We start from the raw sequence: 13,335 nt of genomic DNA on the forward strand, positions 1-13,335 counted from the left end.
CTCTCTTGCCGTTCCTGTGGTGTCAGTACAAGATCCCTCAGGAGAGCGCCCGTGGCCAGAAGATTGCCGTCACCAGCAGGCGCGTGTCCCCGCCCCGGCTCCCCGCCCGGCACCGCCCCGCTCCTCGCCCGTCACTGCTCGGCGAGCACGACCACGTGGTCCCCTTCGCCGAGGGCGAGGGCCGCGCCCCTGGGCGGGTTGAGGAAGACGCCGTAGAACGGCGGCTTGTCGCTGAGCGCGCCGAGCCGGTAGCCGATGGCGGTCTCGCCGCACTGCCGGGCCGCCTCGATGACGGTCGCGAAGTTGGCCCGCGCGCCCGGCCGCAGGTAGCGGGCGGCGGGCTTGAGGTAGATCTCGGAGCCGGCGGGGTCGAAGAGGTCGGACAGCACGTCGTACAGGTCCGGGTTCTCGGCGAGCTGGGTGAGCAGCAGGCAGACGAGCTTGGTGCTGACGATGAAGTCGTCGGCCTTGGTGACCTGGGCGATCTCGCGGTTGCAGTCGTCGTTCATCTCCGTGACGATCGAGTACGGGTCGCCGAGCCGGACTTCGATGTCGCGCAGGTGGAGCAGGGTGACCAGGGTGCGGTCGTCGGCGAGGTCGGGCGGCACGGTCTCGTCCGAGAGGACGACGATGTGCTGGTAGCCGCCCAGGCCGAGGGACTCCAGCGAGCGCCGGCTGGTGGGGGTGCAGGGCCGGTGGCCCACGGTGAGGCTCACCCGGGGAACGGCCAGCGCGTCCGCCGGCCGCCGGGGGGAGGCGATGTCGATGACGGAGCCGGGGCGGACGAGCTGGTCCAGCAGGGTGACGATCTTCGGCCCGCGGGAGTTCCAGCCGATGAGCAGCGTCCGGTCCGGGACGGGCGGCGGCCCGGGCCGGCAGGCGATGGCCGTGCGCACGACGGGGACCGTGGCCTCGGCGAGGCGGATGAGCAGGTCGTCCTCGGCGACGACGACCATGCTGTCCCCGCCCCGGATCAGCGTGTCCATCGGAGGGTTGACAAGCACGCTGCCGTCGGTCCGGCGCATGCCGATGGGGACGCCGAGCTCGTACCAGTGCAGGGCCTCGCCGTACGTCATGCCGGTCAGGGAGGGCTCGGGCCGCAGGTAGATCTCGTTGCCGACGAAGCTGAGGAGCTCGTCGCAGACCGCCGAGAGGCCGGTCTGCCGGTGCGACTGGGCGACGAGCCGTACGGCGAAGTCCTCGGCGTCGATGACCAGGCCGGTCTCCCCGGCGGCGAGGCGGGCCACCGAGAGGTTGCCGGAGTCCTGCACGGCCGCGACGACGTGGGGACGGCGGCGGCCGGACCAGGTCCGGTTGTTGAGCAGCAGCAGCGTCTTGATGACGCCGGTGTCGCCGTCGTCCCCGCCCGGCGGCAGCACCATGACCGCCCGGGCGGTGTCCGGGCTCACGAGTTCGAGGTCCGCCCGCTTGAGGGGGTTGCCGGACCGGCAGATGACGTGCGTGCGGCCCGTGTCGGGGACCCGTAAGCGGATCTGGTCCTCCATCTCCACCTTGTCGCGGTCGGCGAGGACCACGACGCATGAGCGGCGCTCGCTCTGGTTGGCCTCCACCAGCTCGGCGACCACCGTGAAGACCTGCTCGGACCAGCCCAGCAGGATCGTGTGCCCGTGCTCGACGAGGCGCGAGCGGCCCTTGCGGAGCTGCTGGAGCCGGTTGTCCAGGCCGGTGGTGAGGACGCCGATGAGCGCGCTGACGATGAAGATGCCGCCGATCGTCGCCGTCAGCATCAGCCCCAGGAAGACCGGGCCGCCGGTGTCGCCGCCCATGGTGCCCGGGTCGAGGGTGCGCAGCATGCTCATCCAGGCGACGCCCGGCCAGCCGCCGTTGGCCTCGGTCTCCTCGTCGGTGCTCAGCACCACCAGGACGGTGATGGAGGTGATCAGCAGGAGGGAGGCGAGGGCGAGCCAGCCGATGAGGGCGGGCGTCCCGCGGTCCATGGTGGCGTCGAACCAGTACCGCAGCCGTTGCCTCAGCGTCACGCGCACGCTTCCCGCTCCCCCCTGTGCCTGCTCGGATCATTCCAGGCGGGGCCGCCTCCGGTGGCAGAATGAGCGGGTGGACCGCCTTTCCCCCTTCCACCGCGGACTCTCCCGTTTCCACGCCGAAGCACGGGCGTTCGAGGCCGTGGCCCGCCGGGTGGCCCGGGCCGGTGCGGCGCCGCCGGTCCCCTCCTGCCCCGGCTGGTCGGTGTCCGATCTGGTCGTGCACCTGGGCAGCGTGCACCGGGGCGTCGCCCACATCATCGAGCGCCGGCTCACCGGCCCGCCGGACCCCTCGGCGGACCCGTCCTTCGCCGGTCTCCCCGCGGACACCGGTGACTGGCCGCGGCCGGAGTCGGCGCCCAACCTCGGCCCGCTGCCGGAGAGTCTGGCCGACTGGTTCGCGGAGGGGGCGTCCGCGCTGGAGGCGCTGTTCCGCAGCCGCGGCCCGGACGAGCCCGCGTGGACGTGGTCGCGCGAGCAGACCACCGGGTTCTGGCTGCGGGTGCAGGCCATCGAGGCGGCCGTGCACCGCTGGGACGCGGAGAACGCCCTCGGCGCGCCCCGCCCGGTCGGCGCCGGACTCGCGGCGGACGCCGTGAGCCACTCGTTCGAGGTGATGGCCCCGTGGAGCCGCGCCCGCAGCGGGGCCCCGCCCGGGACGGGCGAACGGTACCGCTTCCGGCGGACCGACATCGCCGACGGCACCGGCGACGGCGGTGACGGCGACGGCGACGGCGTGTGGACGGTGTGCGTGGACGGGGACGCCGTCCGGCTCGTACGGGACGACGACCCGTGCGACGCGGAAGTCTCCGGCACGGCCTCGGAGCTGATGCTGTTCCTCTGGGGCAGGCTCCCCGCGGACCGGCTCACGGTGACCGGCGACCGGGAGGCCCTGGACCGCTACGCCGTGCTGGTCCCGCCGGTCTGAGAGGTCAGTGAGGGGTGTCGGGGCCGTCACCCGCCTGTGCGCGACGCCCACCGGGCGGGCCCCACGCCCCCGTACGGCGGCCCGCCGGGCCGGTGTTCCTCCTCCGCCACGCCCTGGGCGCGCAGGCGGGCGCCGTCGTCCAGATGGAAGTCCGGGCGGGGCCGGTGTTCGTCGTAGTAGCGGTGGTAGACGGGGGTGAGGCCGCCGGACATGGGCGGGACGATCCACGACCAGTCGGCGGGGCAGGCCCGGCCCGCCGTCTCCTCCCTGTCCACGTGGCGCAGGAAGCGCGCCGACTCGGTGTGATGGTCGGCGATGGTGACGCCGGCGGCGTCGAAGGAGTGCAGGACCGCGCGGTTGACCTCGACGAGGGCCTGGTCGCGCCACAGGGTGCGCGCGCTGGAGGTGTCGAGGCCGAGCCTGCGGCCGACCTCCGGCAGGACGTCGTAGCGATCGGAGTCGCAGAGGTTGCGGACGCCTATCTCCGTGCCCATGTACCAGCCGTTGAACGGGGCCGCGGAGTACGAGATGCCGCCGATGCGCAGCCGCATGTGGGAGATGGCGGGGACGGCGTGCCAGCGCAGGCCGAGGTCCGCGAACCAGGGCAGCGCGGGGTGGCTCAGCGGCACTTCGAGGACGTCCTCCGGCGGGACGCCGAACCACTGCAGGCCGTGCTCCCGGGTCTGGACGATCAGGGGCAGGACGTCGAACCGGCCGCCCGCGCCCTCCCAGCCCAGCTTGCTCGCGAGCTGCGTCAGGCCGAAGCCTCTCGGGTCGCCGGTGCAGCCCCCTTCGCAGCGCAAGTAGCCGGCGTAGCGGATGAGCTGCTCGTTCCAGATGAGGACGGGCGGGCCCTCGGCGTCGTCCTGGGGGAAGACGGTGACCACGGGCCTGAGGCGGCCGCCGTTGGTGGCGGCGCGTAAGTGGGCGAAGCACTCGGCGGCGACGTCCGCGGGGGCGGTCACGTGTCTGCGGTCGCGCACGCGCAGGCTCTGCCAGTACAGCCGGCCGATGCAGCGCGCGGAGTTGCGCCAGGCGACCTTGGCGCCGAAGGCGAGTTCCTCGGGGGTGTGGCGGTAGCTGCCGGTCTCCGCTATCTCCCGGCGTATCGCGGCCAGCCGTGCGCGGAGGGCGTCGTCGCCCGCCCCGGACTCGCCGGCGAACTGCCGTACGAACCGCTCCGCTTCCCCCTGATCGGTCGTCATCAGCCCCCACCTTGCGCCGGCCGTCACCGCCCCGCGCGGGGCGGCCGGAATGACTCGGAAGACCTTCGGACTGCGCGCCGGGACATCGTATGCGGCGGCACAGCGGCGGCCAAGGAGTCCGGCGATACGGCTGACGGGGTCTTGCGGGTGTGGTCCGCGGCGGGCCGCGCGGGCCCCGGTAGCGCCCGGCAGGCCGGGCGCGGCCCGGAGATTTGCTCGTGGCGCCACGGCGCTGCAAGGATGGCGCCATGGAACTGATGCGGTATGTCGACAACCTGCGACAGGAGCTCCTCGTCGCGGCCGAGGCGGGTGACGCGGAAGCGCGCGAGCTCGCCGAGCGGCTCGTCACACCGCTCTCCTCCGCCGTCCGGCTCGTCCTGCTCGACGCCCTGTCGGCCGCCGCGGACGAGATCACCCGCGAGCTGGCGCCGGGCTCGGTGGAGGTGCGCCTGCGGGGGCTCGACCCCAGCTTCGTCGTCACTCCTCCCCCCGCCGAGCACGGCCCCGGCGACACCGGGGACGACTTCGCGCCCGCCGCCGTGCCGCCGCTGCCCGCCGCGCCCCTGCCGCCGGCCGGCGCGGAGGACGGCGCCACGTCGCGCATCAACTTCCGGCCCCCCGAGCACCTGAAGACGCGGATCGAGGAGGCCGCGGGCCGGGAGGGGCTGTCGGTCAACGCCTGGCTGGTCCGCTCGGTCTCCGCCATGCTCGACGACGACCGCGCCCGCCGCCCCGAACGGCGCGCCCCGCGCGGCGGCCAGCACTACACCGGCTGGGTCGTCTGACCGCCCCCGGCGCCGGCCGCCCGGCGCCGCGGCAGCACCACGCATCCGGTCGGCGAGCACGGCCGGCCGGTTCACCTGGAGGGGCAGCCATGCCTGTTTTCGAGACGTCCTACGAGACGCCCCAGCCGATCTCCGTCTCCGTCGACCTGGCGATCGGCGACGTCCGCCTCGACGCCGGCGACCGCACCGACACGGCCGTCGAGGTGCGCCCGAGCGACCCGCGGAGCGAGGCGGACGCCAAGGCCGCCGAGGACACCCGGGTCGAGTTCGCCGGGGGCCGGCTGCTCGTCAAGGGCCCCACGTCGCGCCTCTTCGGCAGGTCCGGGTCCGTCGACGTGACCGTCGGCCTGCCCGCGGGCTCGGACGCCGAGGGCACCGGGCAGCTGGCGGCCTTCCACTGCCGCGGCCGGCTGGGCGAGTGCCGCATCAAGACGTCGGCGGGCGACATCCAGCTGGAGCGGACCGGTCGCGCCACCCTCACCACCTCTCTGGGCGACATCACGGCGGACCGGGTGGACGGCCCGGCCGCCATCACGACCGGATCCGGCGCCGTACGGGTCGGCGCCCTGACCGGCTCGGCCGTGATCAAGAACGCCAACGGCGAGACCCGGATCGGCGAGGCCGCCGGCGAACTGCGGGTCCGCTCGGCCAACGGCACCGTCACCGTCGGCAAGGCCCACGCCGCGCTGGAGGCCAAGACGACCTCGGGCGACATCCGCATCGGCGAGGTCGTCCGCGGCGAGACCGTCCTCGGCACGTCGAGCGGCCGCATCGAGATCGGCATCGCCGAGGGCACGGCGGCGCGCCTCGACGTCCGGACCAAGGCCGGCAACGTCCTCAACTCCCTGACGGCGTCCGACGGCCCGGGCGCCGCCGCCGAGACGGCCGAGGTCTACGCCATCACCTCGGCCGGCGACATCACGATCCGGCGCGCCGGCGCCGTCTGAGACGGGCCCGCGCTCCCGCCGCACGCCCGGGGCACCTCAGGGAGCCCCGGCCGCGCCGGCGGGCCTCTTCTCCCCCGGGCCTTCCTCCGCCCCTCCCGCCCCCGCCCGGTATGTGTCCCGGTACCAGCGGCCCCACGTGTCGAGCTGGTCCGCGATGGCGTCGAGGCTCCGGCCGGCCTCGGTGAGGGCGTACTCGACGCGCGGCGGCACCTCGCGGTAGACGGTGCGGGTGAGGAGCCCGTCCGCTTCCATCTCGCGGAGTTGGCGCGTGAGCATCCGCTGGGTGATGCGCGGGAGGGCGCGCTGCAGTTCGCTGAACCGCCGGGTGCCGCCCAGCAGTTGTTTGAGGATGGCGAGTTTCCAGCGGCCGCCGAGGACTTCCATGGCGGTCTCGATCGCGCAGTAATCCGGTGTCCGGGTCTGCTCCCTGCTGTCCCGCACGGAGTTCACCCCCCAAGGTCGGTGTCCGGAGCCGGTGTCCGGAGTCGGTATACAGAGTGGTACTACGGCACTTTCCTGACCGTACTTGTCCGTGCCGTCGGTAGCCACCCATAGTGCAGGCATGCCTGCTGGGATGTCCGCTGAGATGCCGAAGTGCGAGACGCCGGTCCGCGCAACACCCGCCTCGGAGAAGCCGCCTGCCGCGCGGGGAAACCGCTGGGCGGTCCTGGCGGTGCTGTGCACCAGCCTGCTGCTGTGCGGCATCGACCTGACCGTGCTGCACGTCGCGGTGCCGAGCATGAGCAGGGAACTGCACCCGGGCGGCACGCAGTTGCTGTGGATCGTCGACGTCTACTCCCTGACCCTGGCTTCCCTGCTGGTCACGTGCGGCACGCTGGGCGACCGCATCGGCCGCAAGCGGATGGTGCTCGCCGGGTTCGCGGTGTTCGGGCTGGCGTCGGCGGCCGCCGCGTTCTCCGCGTCGGCCGGGCAGTTGATCGCCGCCCGGGCCGCCCTCGGCGCCGGCGCGGCCATGATCATGGCGTCCACCGTGGCCGTGATCCGGGTCGTGTTCACCGACGACCGGGAGCGGAGCGTCGCCATCGGCGTCTGGACCGCCGCGCACAGCGTCGGCGCGACGGTCGGGCCGCTGCTGGGCGGCCTGGTGACGGAGCGCTGGGGCTGGGGTGCCGTCTTCCTCGTCAACGTGCCGGTCGTGGTCGTGATGCTGGCCGTCGGGGCCCGGGTGATCCCCGAGTCGAGGAATCCCGTGCCGCGCCGCTGGGACCTGCCCGGCGTCGCGCTGTCCGTCGCCGGCCTCGGCGGAGTCGTCTACGCGCTCAAGCGGGCGGGCGAGCATCTGACCGCGGACCTGCCGGTGGTCGCCGCCGGGCTCGGCGGGGCGCTCCTCCTCGCCGTGTTCGTCCGGCGGCAGCGGCGGCTCGCCGAACCCCTGCTGGACGTCTCGCTGTTCGCCGACCGCCGGTTCTCGACGGCCACGGTGTGCGTGATCAGCTGCTTCGGGAGCTACGTCGCCCTGCTGTTCTTCCTCACGCAGTGGCTGCAGCAGTCCGGCGGCCTCTCCCCGCTGCGGGCGGGGCTCGCGCTGATGCCGCTGGCCGCGGCCAACGCCGCCGGGGCGGCGACCGCGCCGTGGCTGTCGGCCCGGTGGGGCGGGCGGTGGTCCCTGACGGGGGCGCTCGCCGCCTTCGCGGTGGCGCTGGCCGTCCTGGCCGTGGCCGGGGACACGGGGGTGTACGGCTCGCTGGCGGGACCGATGCTGGTGGCCGGGTACGGGGCGGGCGTGGTCATGACCCTGGGCGCCGACTCCCTCATGGCCGCGGCCCGCCCGGAGCGCTCCGGCGAGGCGGCCGCGATCCAGGAGACGTCCTTCGAACTCGGCGCGGGCCTGGGGGTGGCCGTGCTGGGGACGGTGCTCGCGGCGGTCTACCGCGAATCCCTGCCCGCGTTCCCCGGCCTCTCCCCCGCGCGCCGCGCCGCCGTGGAGCAGTCGTTCAGCGGGGCCGCGGAGGTGAGTGACGGGCTCGGCGGGTCCGCGGCCCGCACGGTGCTGGGCGCCGCCCGGCGGGCCTACGACCAGGGCTTCACCGCGGTCGCCGCGGTCGCCGCCGCAGGTCTCGCGCTCACCGCCGTCCTGGCGGCGGCGGCCCTGCGCCCGCGCCGCGACGGCGCCGGTTAGTCCACCGCGTCGCCGCCGGCGCGTACGCTCCGGTGATGGCGCCGCGAAAGGTGAACGGCGCCGGGGCGGCTCGCGGCCGTTGAGGAGACCGGATGCGACAGGTTCTGGAACGCGCCGCCGGCCGGCTCTTCCCGGACGGCACCAACGAGCACGGCGCCCTGCCGGCCGTGCTCGTCGTGCTCACGCTGGCCACGGGCATCGTGGACGCGGTCAGCTTCCTCGGCCTGGACCACGTCTTCGTGGCCAACATGACCGGCAACGTCGTCTTCCTGGGTTTCGCCCTGGCGGGCGACGGCGACCTGTCTGTCCGGGCGTCCCTGCTCGCCCTCGGCACCTTCGCGGCCGGGGCCTGGACGGCCGGCCGGATCGGCCGGCGCGTGCCGCAGCGGGAGCGGCTGTTCGCCGCCGTCACGGCCGTCCACGCGGGGCTCGTCGCGGCAGCCCTGGCAGTCGCCCTGACGGCCGGGCACCGGACGGCCGCGGCGCAGACGGCCCTCATCGCCCTGCTCGGCTGCGGGATGGGCCTGCAGAACGCCGCCGTCCGCGCGCTCGCCGTCCCGGACCTCACGACCACCGTGCTGACGCGCACCCTGACCGGCCTCGCCGCCGACGCCCCCGGGCCGGCGACCGTACGGCGCCTGGCCTCCCTGACGGCGATGTTCACCGGGGCGCTGTGCGGGGGCACGCTCTTCCTGCGGGAGGGTGCGGCACCGGCGCTGGCACCGGCGCTCGCGCTGGTCCTGCTCGCGGCCGGCGCGGTGCCCGTACGGGCCGGGGGGCGGTGACAGCGCGGTCCCGCCTGGCTGCGGGCACGAACGCGCCCCGCCCCACGAGCGGGGAGCGGGGCGTGCCCAGACGTGCGCAGGGAGCAGCGGATGCCCCGCTGCTGACGCATCACCAGGTGTCGATGCCCATGGTCTTCGCCGCGCTGTGGATCGCGTTGTAGTGAGCGATCGACATGTCCGACTTCTTGTCCTTGGGCGGCAGCTTCTTGTCGGTCTGCCGGAACTCGTCGCGGGCGGCGGCCAGCAGGCTGGTGCCGTAGCTGACCGGCACGTCGGTCTTCCCGTGGACGGGGTGGGACTTGGCGGCCGTCTGGCTGCCCGCCTTGGCCAAGGTGCTGCGGGCCTGGTTGTAGTCGGCCGCCTTGATCGTCTTCGGGTTCGGCACCACCGCGTGCGCGCCGGCCACCGGGCGCGGGTCGTCGGTGACGACGGCGGCGGAGGCGGGGATGACGGCGGTGGCAACGGCTCCGAGCACCGTAGCGGCGACGAGCCCGGTCCGGACGATGAGCTTCACGTTGATACCTCTTCTGCTCGAATCAAGCACTCCAGTTCGATACGACGAGGAGCCTGCCCGGCGGGGATCAGGCGGTAAACGAGTGTTTTGCGCCGGAGATGAGGTGTTTTGCGCCGAGGGCGCGATCCCGGTGCGGCGGAACTCCCGGCTCGGCGGGCCCTCCGGACCGGCGGAACTCCCGCCCGGCCGCGGCCGCGAGCCGCTCGGCCAGCGGGTGCGCACCCCGTAAGGGCAGCGCGAGGGACACCTGGACCGGCGGGGCCTTCCGCAGCGGCACGTACACCACCGACGGGTGGCTGGTGCGCCGGGCGGCCGGCTCCGGCACGGTGCCGATGCCCTGGTCCGCGGCGACGGCCTCCAGCCACTCGTCGTAATTGCCGCAGACGGCACCCACCGCGGGACGGCGGTCGGGCGGCCAGAGGTCCGGGGCGGTCGTGCCGCTCACCGTGTTGCGGACCAGCGGCCAGTCCGCGAGCTCCGCCCAGTCCAGGTGGTCGCGCCGGGCCAGCGGCGAGGTGCGCGCGACGGCCGCCACCCGGGGCTCCTGCCACAGCGGGAGCGCCGTGACGGGCCGGTCGCGGGGGACGCGGCGCAGCAGGGCGGCGTGCGTGCGCCCGTCGTCCAGGCCGGCCGTGGCCGTGTCGTCGCGCACGAACTCGAAGTCGACCCCGGCCTCCCTGGCGAACCGCGCGACGAACCGGGAGAACTGCTCGGGCAGCAGCCAGCAGAAGCCGATCCGCAGGACCGAGGACGAGTGCAGCCGACTGATCGCCCGGTCCAGGTGGGCGTAGGCCTCCGTCAGGTCCGCGTGGAACGCCCTGCCCTCGGGGGTGAGGCTGAGGTGGCGCGTGGAGCGGTCCAGGAGGCGGGCGTTGAGCGCGCTCTCCAAGCGCTGGACGGCGCGGGAGACGGTGGGCTGGGTCACGTGGAGCCGCCGGGCCGCGCCGGTGAAGCTGCCCGTCTCGACGACCGCTATGAAACACCGGAATTGGGACAGGTCGACGTCCGTGTTCCCGACGGATGGACGCACGTGCTCACGCAACATCAAAGCCCCCTTACACGCCCCCGGATGAACGCGCATCCACGGGGACGGAACACAAAGGGGAGCCCGCGTGACGACGCCGGGATAAACCGGTCGCTCATCCGGTTCCCGCACTGAAGAGCCATGCGGCGCCCACGTGCTCCATTGCACGCCTGCCGCTCCCCCGTTCTTCGGTCAGTACGCACAGGAAACCTAGCATCCGGGACAAGACGCGAACATTGGTTGATCACGCAACCACCCCGCTCCACAAACATCACACCCCGTCAAACTTTCGCAAAGGGTGCAGCGAAAGCAGTAGCGTTCGCCCTGCTCAGCGCCATCAGCTGGCCATGGACGGCGGCACTCGCCCACACTGCGGACACTTTCATACGCGTGCTGAATAAATGATGCGCGTACGTAATCCTGCTTGGCGATGAAGCCCGCCTGGGGTTCGATACATGCTCGGCGCAAGGACATTCCCGGCCGATGGGAATCGGTTTCCGGAAGTTCGCGTCACGCGCTGATCGCCCTGTTCCCCTTGTGCATTCACCCGGGAGGGAAGACCCATGTCTCCTGCCACCCAGAACACTCTGGACATCGAAGCCGAGCTGCAGGTGAAATATCACGTCGCCATCACCCGGGACGTGTTTTCCCCGGACAATCCGCTGCTGCTCGAAACCGTCGACCGCAGCGACCCCGCCGCGAAGCAGCTCGTGATACTCGACGCGGCGCTGTCCACGGTCCTCCGCGAGCGCGTGGAGGCGTACTTCGCCGCCCACGACGTGACCGCCGAGGTGATCGAGGTCGACTCCGGCGAGATCAACAAGAACCTCGACACCTGCCTCTCCATCGTCGACGCGCTGGAGCGGTCCGGCGCGCGCCGGCAGAGCAACCCGCCCATCGCGATCGGCGGGAACGTCCTGATCGACGTCGCGGGCTTCTCCGCCAGCATCTACCGCCGGGGCATCCCCTGGGTGCGGGTGCCCACCACCCTCCTGGGCATGATCGACGGCAGCGTCTCCGCCAAGACGGCCGTGAACCACCAGGGCAACCGCAACCGGCTGGGCACCTTCCACCCCGCGATGCGGACCGTCGTCGACACGGGTCTGCTGGCCTCGCTGCCCCGCCGGCACCTCGTCAACGGGTGCGGCGAGATCCTCAAGATGGCCATGATCAAGGACAGCCGGCTGTTCTCCCTGCTGGAGGAGCACGGTCCCGAACTGGTCGCCTCGCACTTCCGCACGGAGCCCGCGGAGGAGGTCGTCACCCGCGCCATCGACGGCATGCAGTCCGAACTGCGCCAGAACCTCTGGGAGAAGGACCTGCGCCGCATCGTCGACTACGGCCACACCTTCAGCCCGCCGATCGAGATGGCCGTCGTCCCCGAGCTGCTGCACGGCGAGGCGGTGGCGATCGACTGCCTGTTCACCGCGGTGCTCTCGTACGTCCGGGGCCGGCTCAGCGGGACCGACGTCCGGCGCGTGGCCCGCACCATGCACCGCGTCGGGCTCCCCCTCGACCACCCGCTGTTCTACGACATCGGCATGCTGGAGCGCGCGATGGAGGAGGCCCGCCTGCACCGCGACGGCAGCCTCAACCTGCCCGTCGTCCAGGAGATCGGCTCCTGCACCTTCACCCAGGAAGTGACCCGGGAGGAGCTGCACCAGGTCACCGCGCTGCTCAAGGAGCTGGCGCAGTCCGCCGGCGAGGACCTGCCCGCCCCCGCCCCGCAGCGCTGAGCACCAAGCCCTCAGGACCACGCCCCCACCGCACCACACCAGGAGGAGACCCGTGCCGGGTCCAGGATTTGAATTCCTCGGCGACGAGGAGCGACGCAACGTCGAGCAGGTGCTCGCGAACTGGAGCCTCACCCGCTACCTGTTCGACGACCCCGAGGAGCACTCCTTCGTCCGGAGGCTGGAGCGCGACGTGGAGGCCCTCTTCCGCAGCGGCCCCGCGATCGCCGTCAACAGCGGCACCTCGGCCCTCGCCACGGCCCTCGCGGGCCTGGGCATCGGCCCCGGCGACGAGGTCATCGTCCCCGGCTACACCTACGTCGCCTCCATCGGCTCGATCGGCCACTTCGGCGCGACGCCGGTCCTCGCGGAGGTCGACGAGACCCTGACCCTCGACCCCGAGGACGTCGAGCGCCGGATCACGCCCCGGACGCGCGCCGTCATGGCCGTGCACATGCTGGGCGCGCCGTGCGACCTGGAACGGCTGCGGGAGGTCACCGACCGCCACGGCATCCTGCTGATCGAGGACGCCGCGCAGGCCTGCGGCGGCAGCTACCGCGGCGCGCGGCTGGGGACGGTCGGCGACGCCGGCGCGTACTCCTTCAACCCCTTCAAGGTCATCACCTGCGGCGAGGGCGGCATGGCCCTCTTCCGCGACCGCACGGCCTACGCCCGCGGCTTCGCCTACCAGGACCAGGGCTGGCCTCCCCTGCGCGACAACAACGGGGTGGGCACGGGCGAGGCGACGTTCGGCCTGAACCTGCGCATGCCCGAGCTCAGCGCGGCCGTGGCCTGCGCCCAGCTGCAGCGGGTCGACGCCGTGCTCGCCGGGACCCGCCGCGTCCGGGACCGCCTCGCCGGGCTCATCGAGCCGCACGAGGGCATGCGGCAGCGCCCCCTCAACGACGCCGACGGCGACTGCGCCAGCGTCGTCGTCCACACCTTCGACAGCGCGGACCGGGCCCGCGAGGTGGCGGAGAAGCTGTCCACCAAGCCGCTCGTCGACTCGGGCCGCCACTACTACGGCAACATGCCCCAGCTGAAGGGGAACGCGTCGATCCGCTACCAGCGGGGGGACCTGCCCCGCACCGACGATCTGCTGTCCCGCTCCGTCGCCGTCTCCGTCGGCGTCTCGGACGCGCACCTCGGCTCCGGGTTCGGCGTCGGCGTGCACAGCACCGAGGAGGACGTGGCCCGCGCAGCCGAGGCGTTCAACTCCGCCGTCCGGTCCGCGGTGACCGCGTGACCGCCCCCACCCCCTTCCCTTCACG

The 13,335-nt window shown here is 73.2% G+C and carries 12 protein-coding genes; 7 read left to right on the forward strand and 5 right to left on the reverse strand.

What is annotated here, in order from left to right:
• Positions 1 to 131: 131 nt before the first annotated feature.
• Entirely contained in the window at positions 132 to 2,000 is a 1,869-nt protein-coding gene (locus B7P34_RS08925; protein ID WP_223267656.1) for a CASTOR/POLLUX-related putative ion channel, read from the reverse strand.
• Positions 2,001 to 2,076: 76 nt separating this feature from the next.
• On the opposite strand from B7P34_RS08925, the gene B7P34_RS08930 reads away from it, so the two are divergent.
• Positions 2,077 to 2,931, forward strand: coding sequence for a maleylpyruvate isomerase family mycothiol-dependent enzyme (locus B7P34_RS08930; protein ID WP_223267657.1), 855 nt, complete (start codon positions 2,077 to 2,079; stop codon positions 2,929 to 2,931).
• A 26-nt stretch (positions 2,932 to 2,957) separates the two neighbouring features.
• Here B7P34_RS08930 and B7P34_RS08935 read toward each other — a convergent pair whose 3' ends face one another.
• Complete coding sequence (locus tag B7P34_RS08935) at positions 2,958 to 4,136, reverse strand: nitric oxide synthase oxygenase (RefSeq protein ID WP_106675280.1); 1,179 nt, start codon at positions 4,134 to 4,136, stop codon at positions 2,958 to 2,960.
• A 248-nt stretch (positions 4,137 to 4,384) separates the two neighbouring features.
• Here B7P34_RS08935 and B7P34_RS08940 point away from each other — a divergent pair, with 248 nt between their 5' ends.
• Positions 4,385 to 4,921, forward strand: a complete 537-nt coding sequence (locus B7P34_RS08940) for a hypothetical protein (RefSeq protein ID WP_106675281.1) — start codon at positions 4,385 to 4,387, stop codon at positions 4,919 to 4,921.
• Between the two features lie 89 nt (positions 4,922 to 5,010).
• Positions 5,011 to 5,868: a DUF4097 family beta strand repeat-containing protein gene (locus B7P34_RS08945; protein WP_106675282.1), complete on the forward strand. Its 858-nt coding sequence runs from the start codon at positions 5,011 to 5,013 to the stop codon at positions 5,866 to 5,868.
• 36 nt (positions 5,869 to 5,904) lie between these two features.
• Here the strand turns inward: B7P34_RS08945 and B7P34_RS08950 are convergent, their stop codons facing one another.
• On the reverse strand, positions 5,905 to 6,309 hold the full coding sequence (locus B7P34_RS08950) for a winged helix-turn-helix transcriptional regulator (protein WP_223267658.1): 405 nt from the start codon (positions 6,307 to 6,309) through the stop codon (positions 5,905 to 5,907).
• A gap of 121 nt (positions 6,310 to 6,430) precedes the next feature.
• Between B7P34_RS08950 and B7P34_RS08955 the strand changes: the two genes are divergently transcribed.
• Positions 6,431 to 8,008: an MFS transporter gene (locus B7P34_RS08955; protein WP_223267659.1), complete on the forward strand. Its 1,578-nt coding sequence runs from the start codon at positions 6,431 to 6,433 to the stop codon at positions 8,006 to 8,008.
• 92 nt (positions 8,009 to 8,100) lie between these two features.
• Positions 8,101 to 8,793: a YoaK family protein gene (locus tag B7P34_RS08960; protein WP_106675284.1), complete on the forward strand. Its 693-nt coding sequence runs from the start codon at positions 8,101 to 8,103 to the stop codon at positions 8,791 to 8,793.
• Between the two features lie 109 nt (positions 8,794 to 8,902).
• Here B7P34_RS08960 and B7P34_RS38375 read toward each other — a convergent pair whose 3' ends face one another.
• Positions 8,903 to 9,307, reverse strand: a complete 405-nt coding sequence (locus B7P34_RS38375; protein ID WP_223267660.1) for a hypothetical protein — start codon at positions 9,305 to 9,307, stop codon at positions 8,903 to 8,905.
• A gap of 67 nt (positions 9,308 to 9,374) precedes the next feature.
• A complete protein-coding gene (locus B7P34_RS08970; protein WP_223267661.1) occupies positions 9,375 to 10,337 on the reverse strand; it encodes a LysR family transcriptional regulator in 963 nt (320 codons plus the stop codon).
• A gap of 557 nt (positions 10,338 to 10,894) precedes the next feature.
• Between B7P34_RS08970 and B7P34_RS08975 the strand changes: the two genes are divergently transcribed.
• Positions 10,895 to 12,067: a sedoheptulose 7-phosphate cyclase gene (locus B7P34_RS08975; protein ID WP_106675286.1), complete on the forward strand. Its 1,173-nt coding sequence runs from the start codon at positions 10,895 to 10,897 to the stop codon at positions 12,065 to 12,067.
• Positions 12,068 to 12,119: 52 nt separating this feature from the next.
• Positions 12,120 to 13,310 carry a DegT/DnrJ/EryC1/StrS family aminotransferase gene (locus tag B7P34_RS08980; protein ID WP_106675287.1) on the forward strand — a complete coding sequence of 397 codons (1,191 nt, stop codon included), beginning with the start codon at positions 12,120 to 12,122 and terminating at the stop codon, positions 13,308 to 13,310.
• Positions 13,311 to 13,335 lie beyond the last annotated feature (25 nt).

Origin of the sequence: Streptosporangium nondiastaticum, from assembly GCF_003011965.1 — a bacterium.
GTDB lineage: Bacteria > Actinomycetota > Actinomycetes > Streptomycetales > Streptomycetaceae > Streptomyces > Streptomyces nondiastaticus.

Excerpts from the sequence above, each read along its gene's own strand:
- B7P34_RS08945 (WP_106675282.1), top strand. The coding sequence starts at position 5,011 with ATGCCTGTTTTCGAGACGTCCTACGAGACGCCCCAGCCGATCTCCGTC.
- B7P34_RS08935 (WP_106675280.1), bottom strand. The coding sequence starts at position 4,136 with ATGACGACCGATCAGGGGGAAGCGGAGCGGTTCGTACGGCAGTTCGCC.
- B7P34_RS08940 (WP_106675281.1), top strand. The coding sequence starts at position 4,385 with ATGGAACTGATGCGGTATGTCGACAACCTGCGACAGGAGCTCCTCGTC.
- B7P34_RS08975 (WP_106675286.1), top strand. The coding sequence starts at position 10,895 with ATGTCTCCTGCCACCCAGAACACTCTGGACATCGAAGCCGAGCTGCAG.
- B7P34_RS08955 (WP_223267659.1), top strand. The coding sequence starts at position 6,431 with ATGCCTGCTGGGATGTCCGCTGAGATGCCGAAGTGCGAGACGCCGGTC.
- B7P34_RS08960 (WP_106675284.1), top strand. The coding sequence starts at position 8,101 with ATGCGACAGGTTCTGGAACGCGCCGCCGGCCGGCTCTTCCCGGACGGC.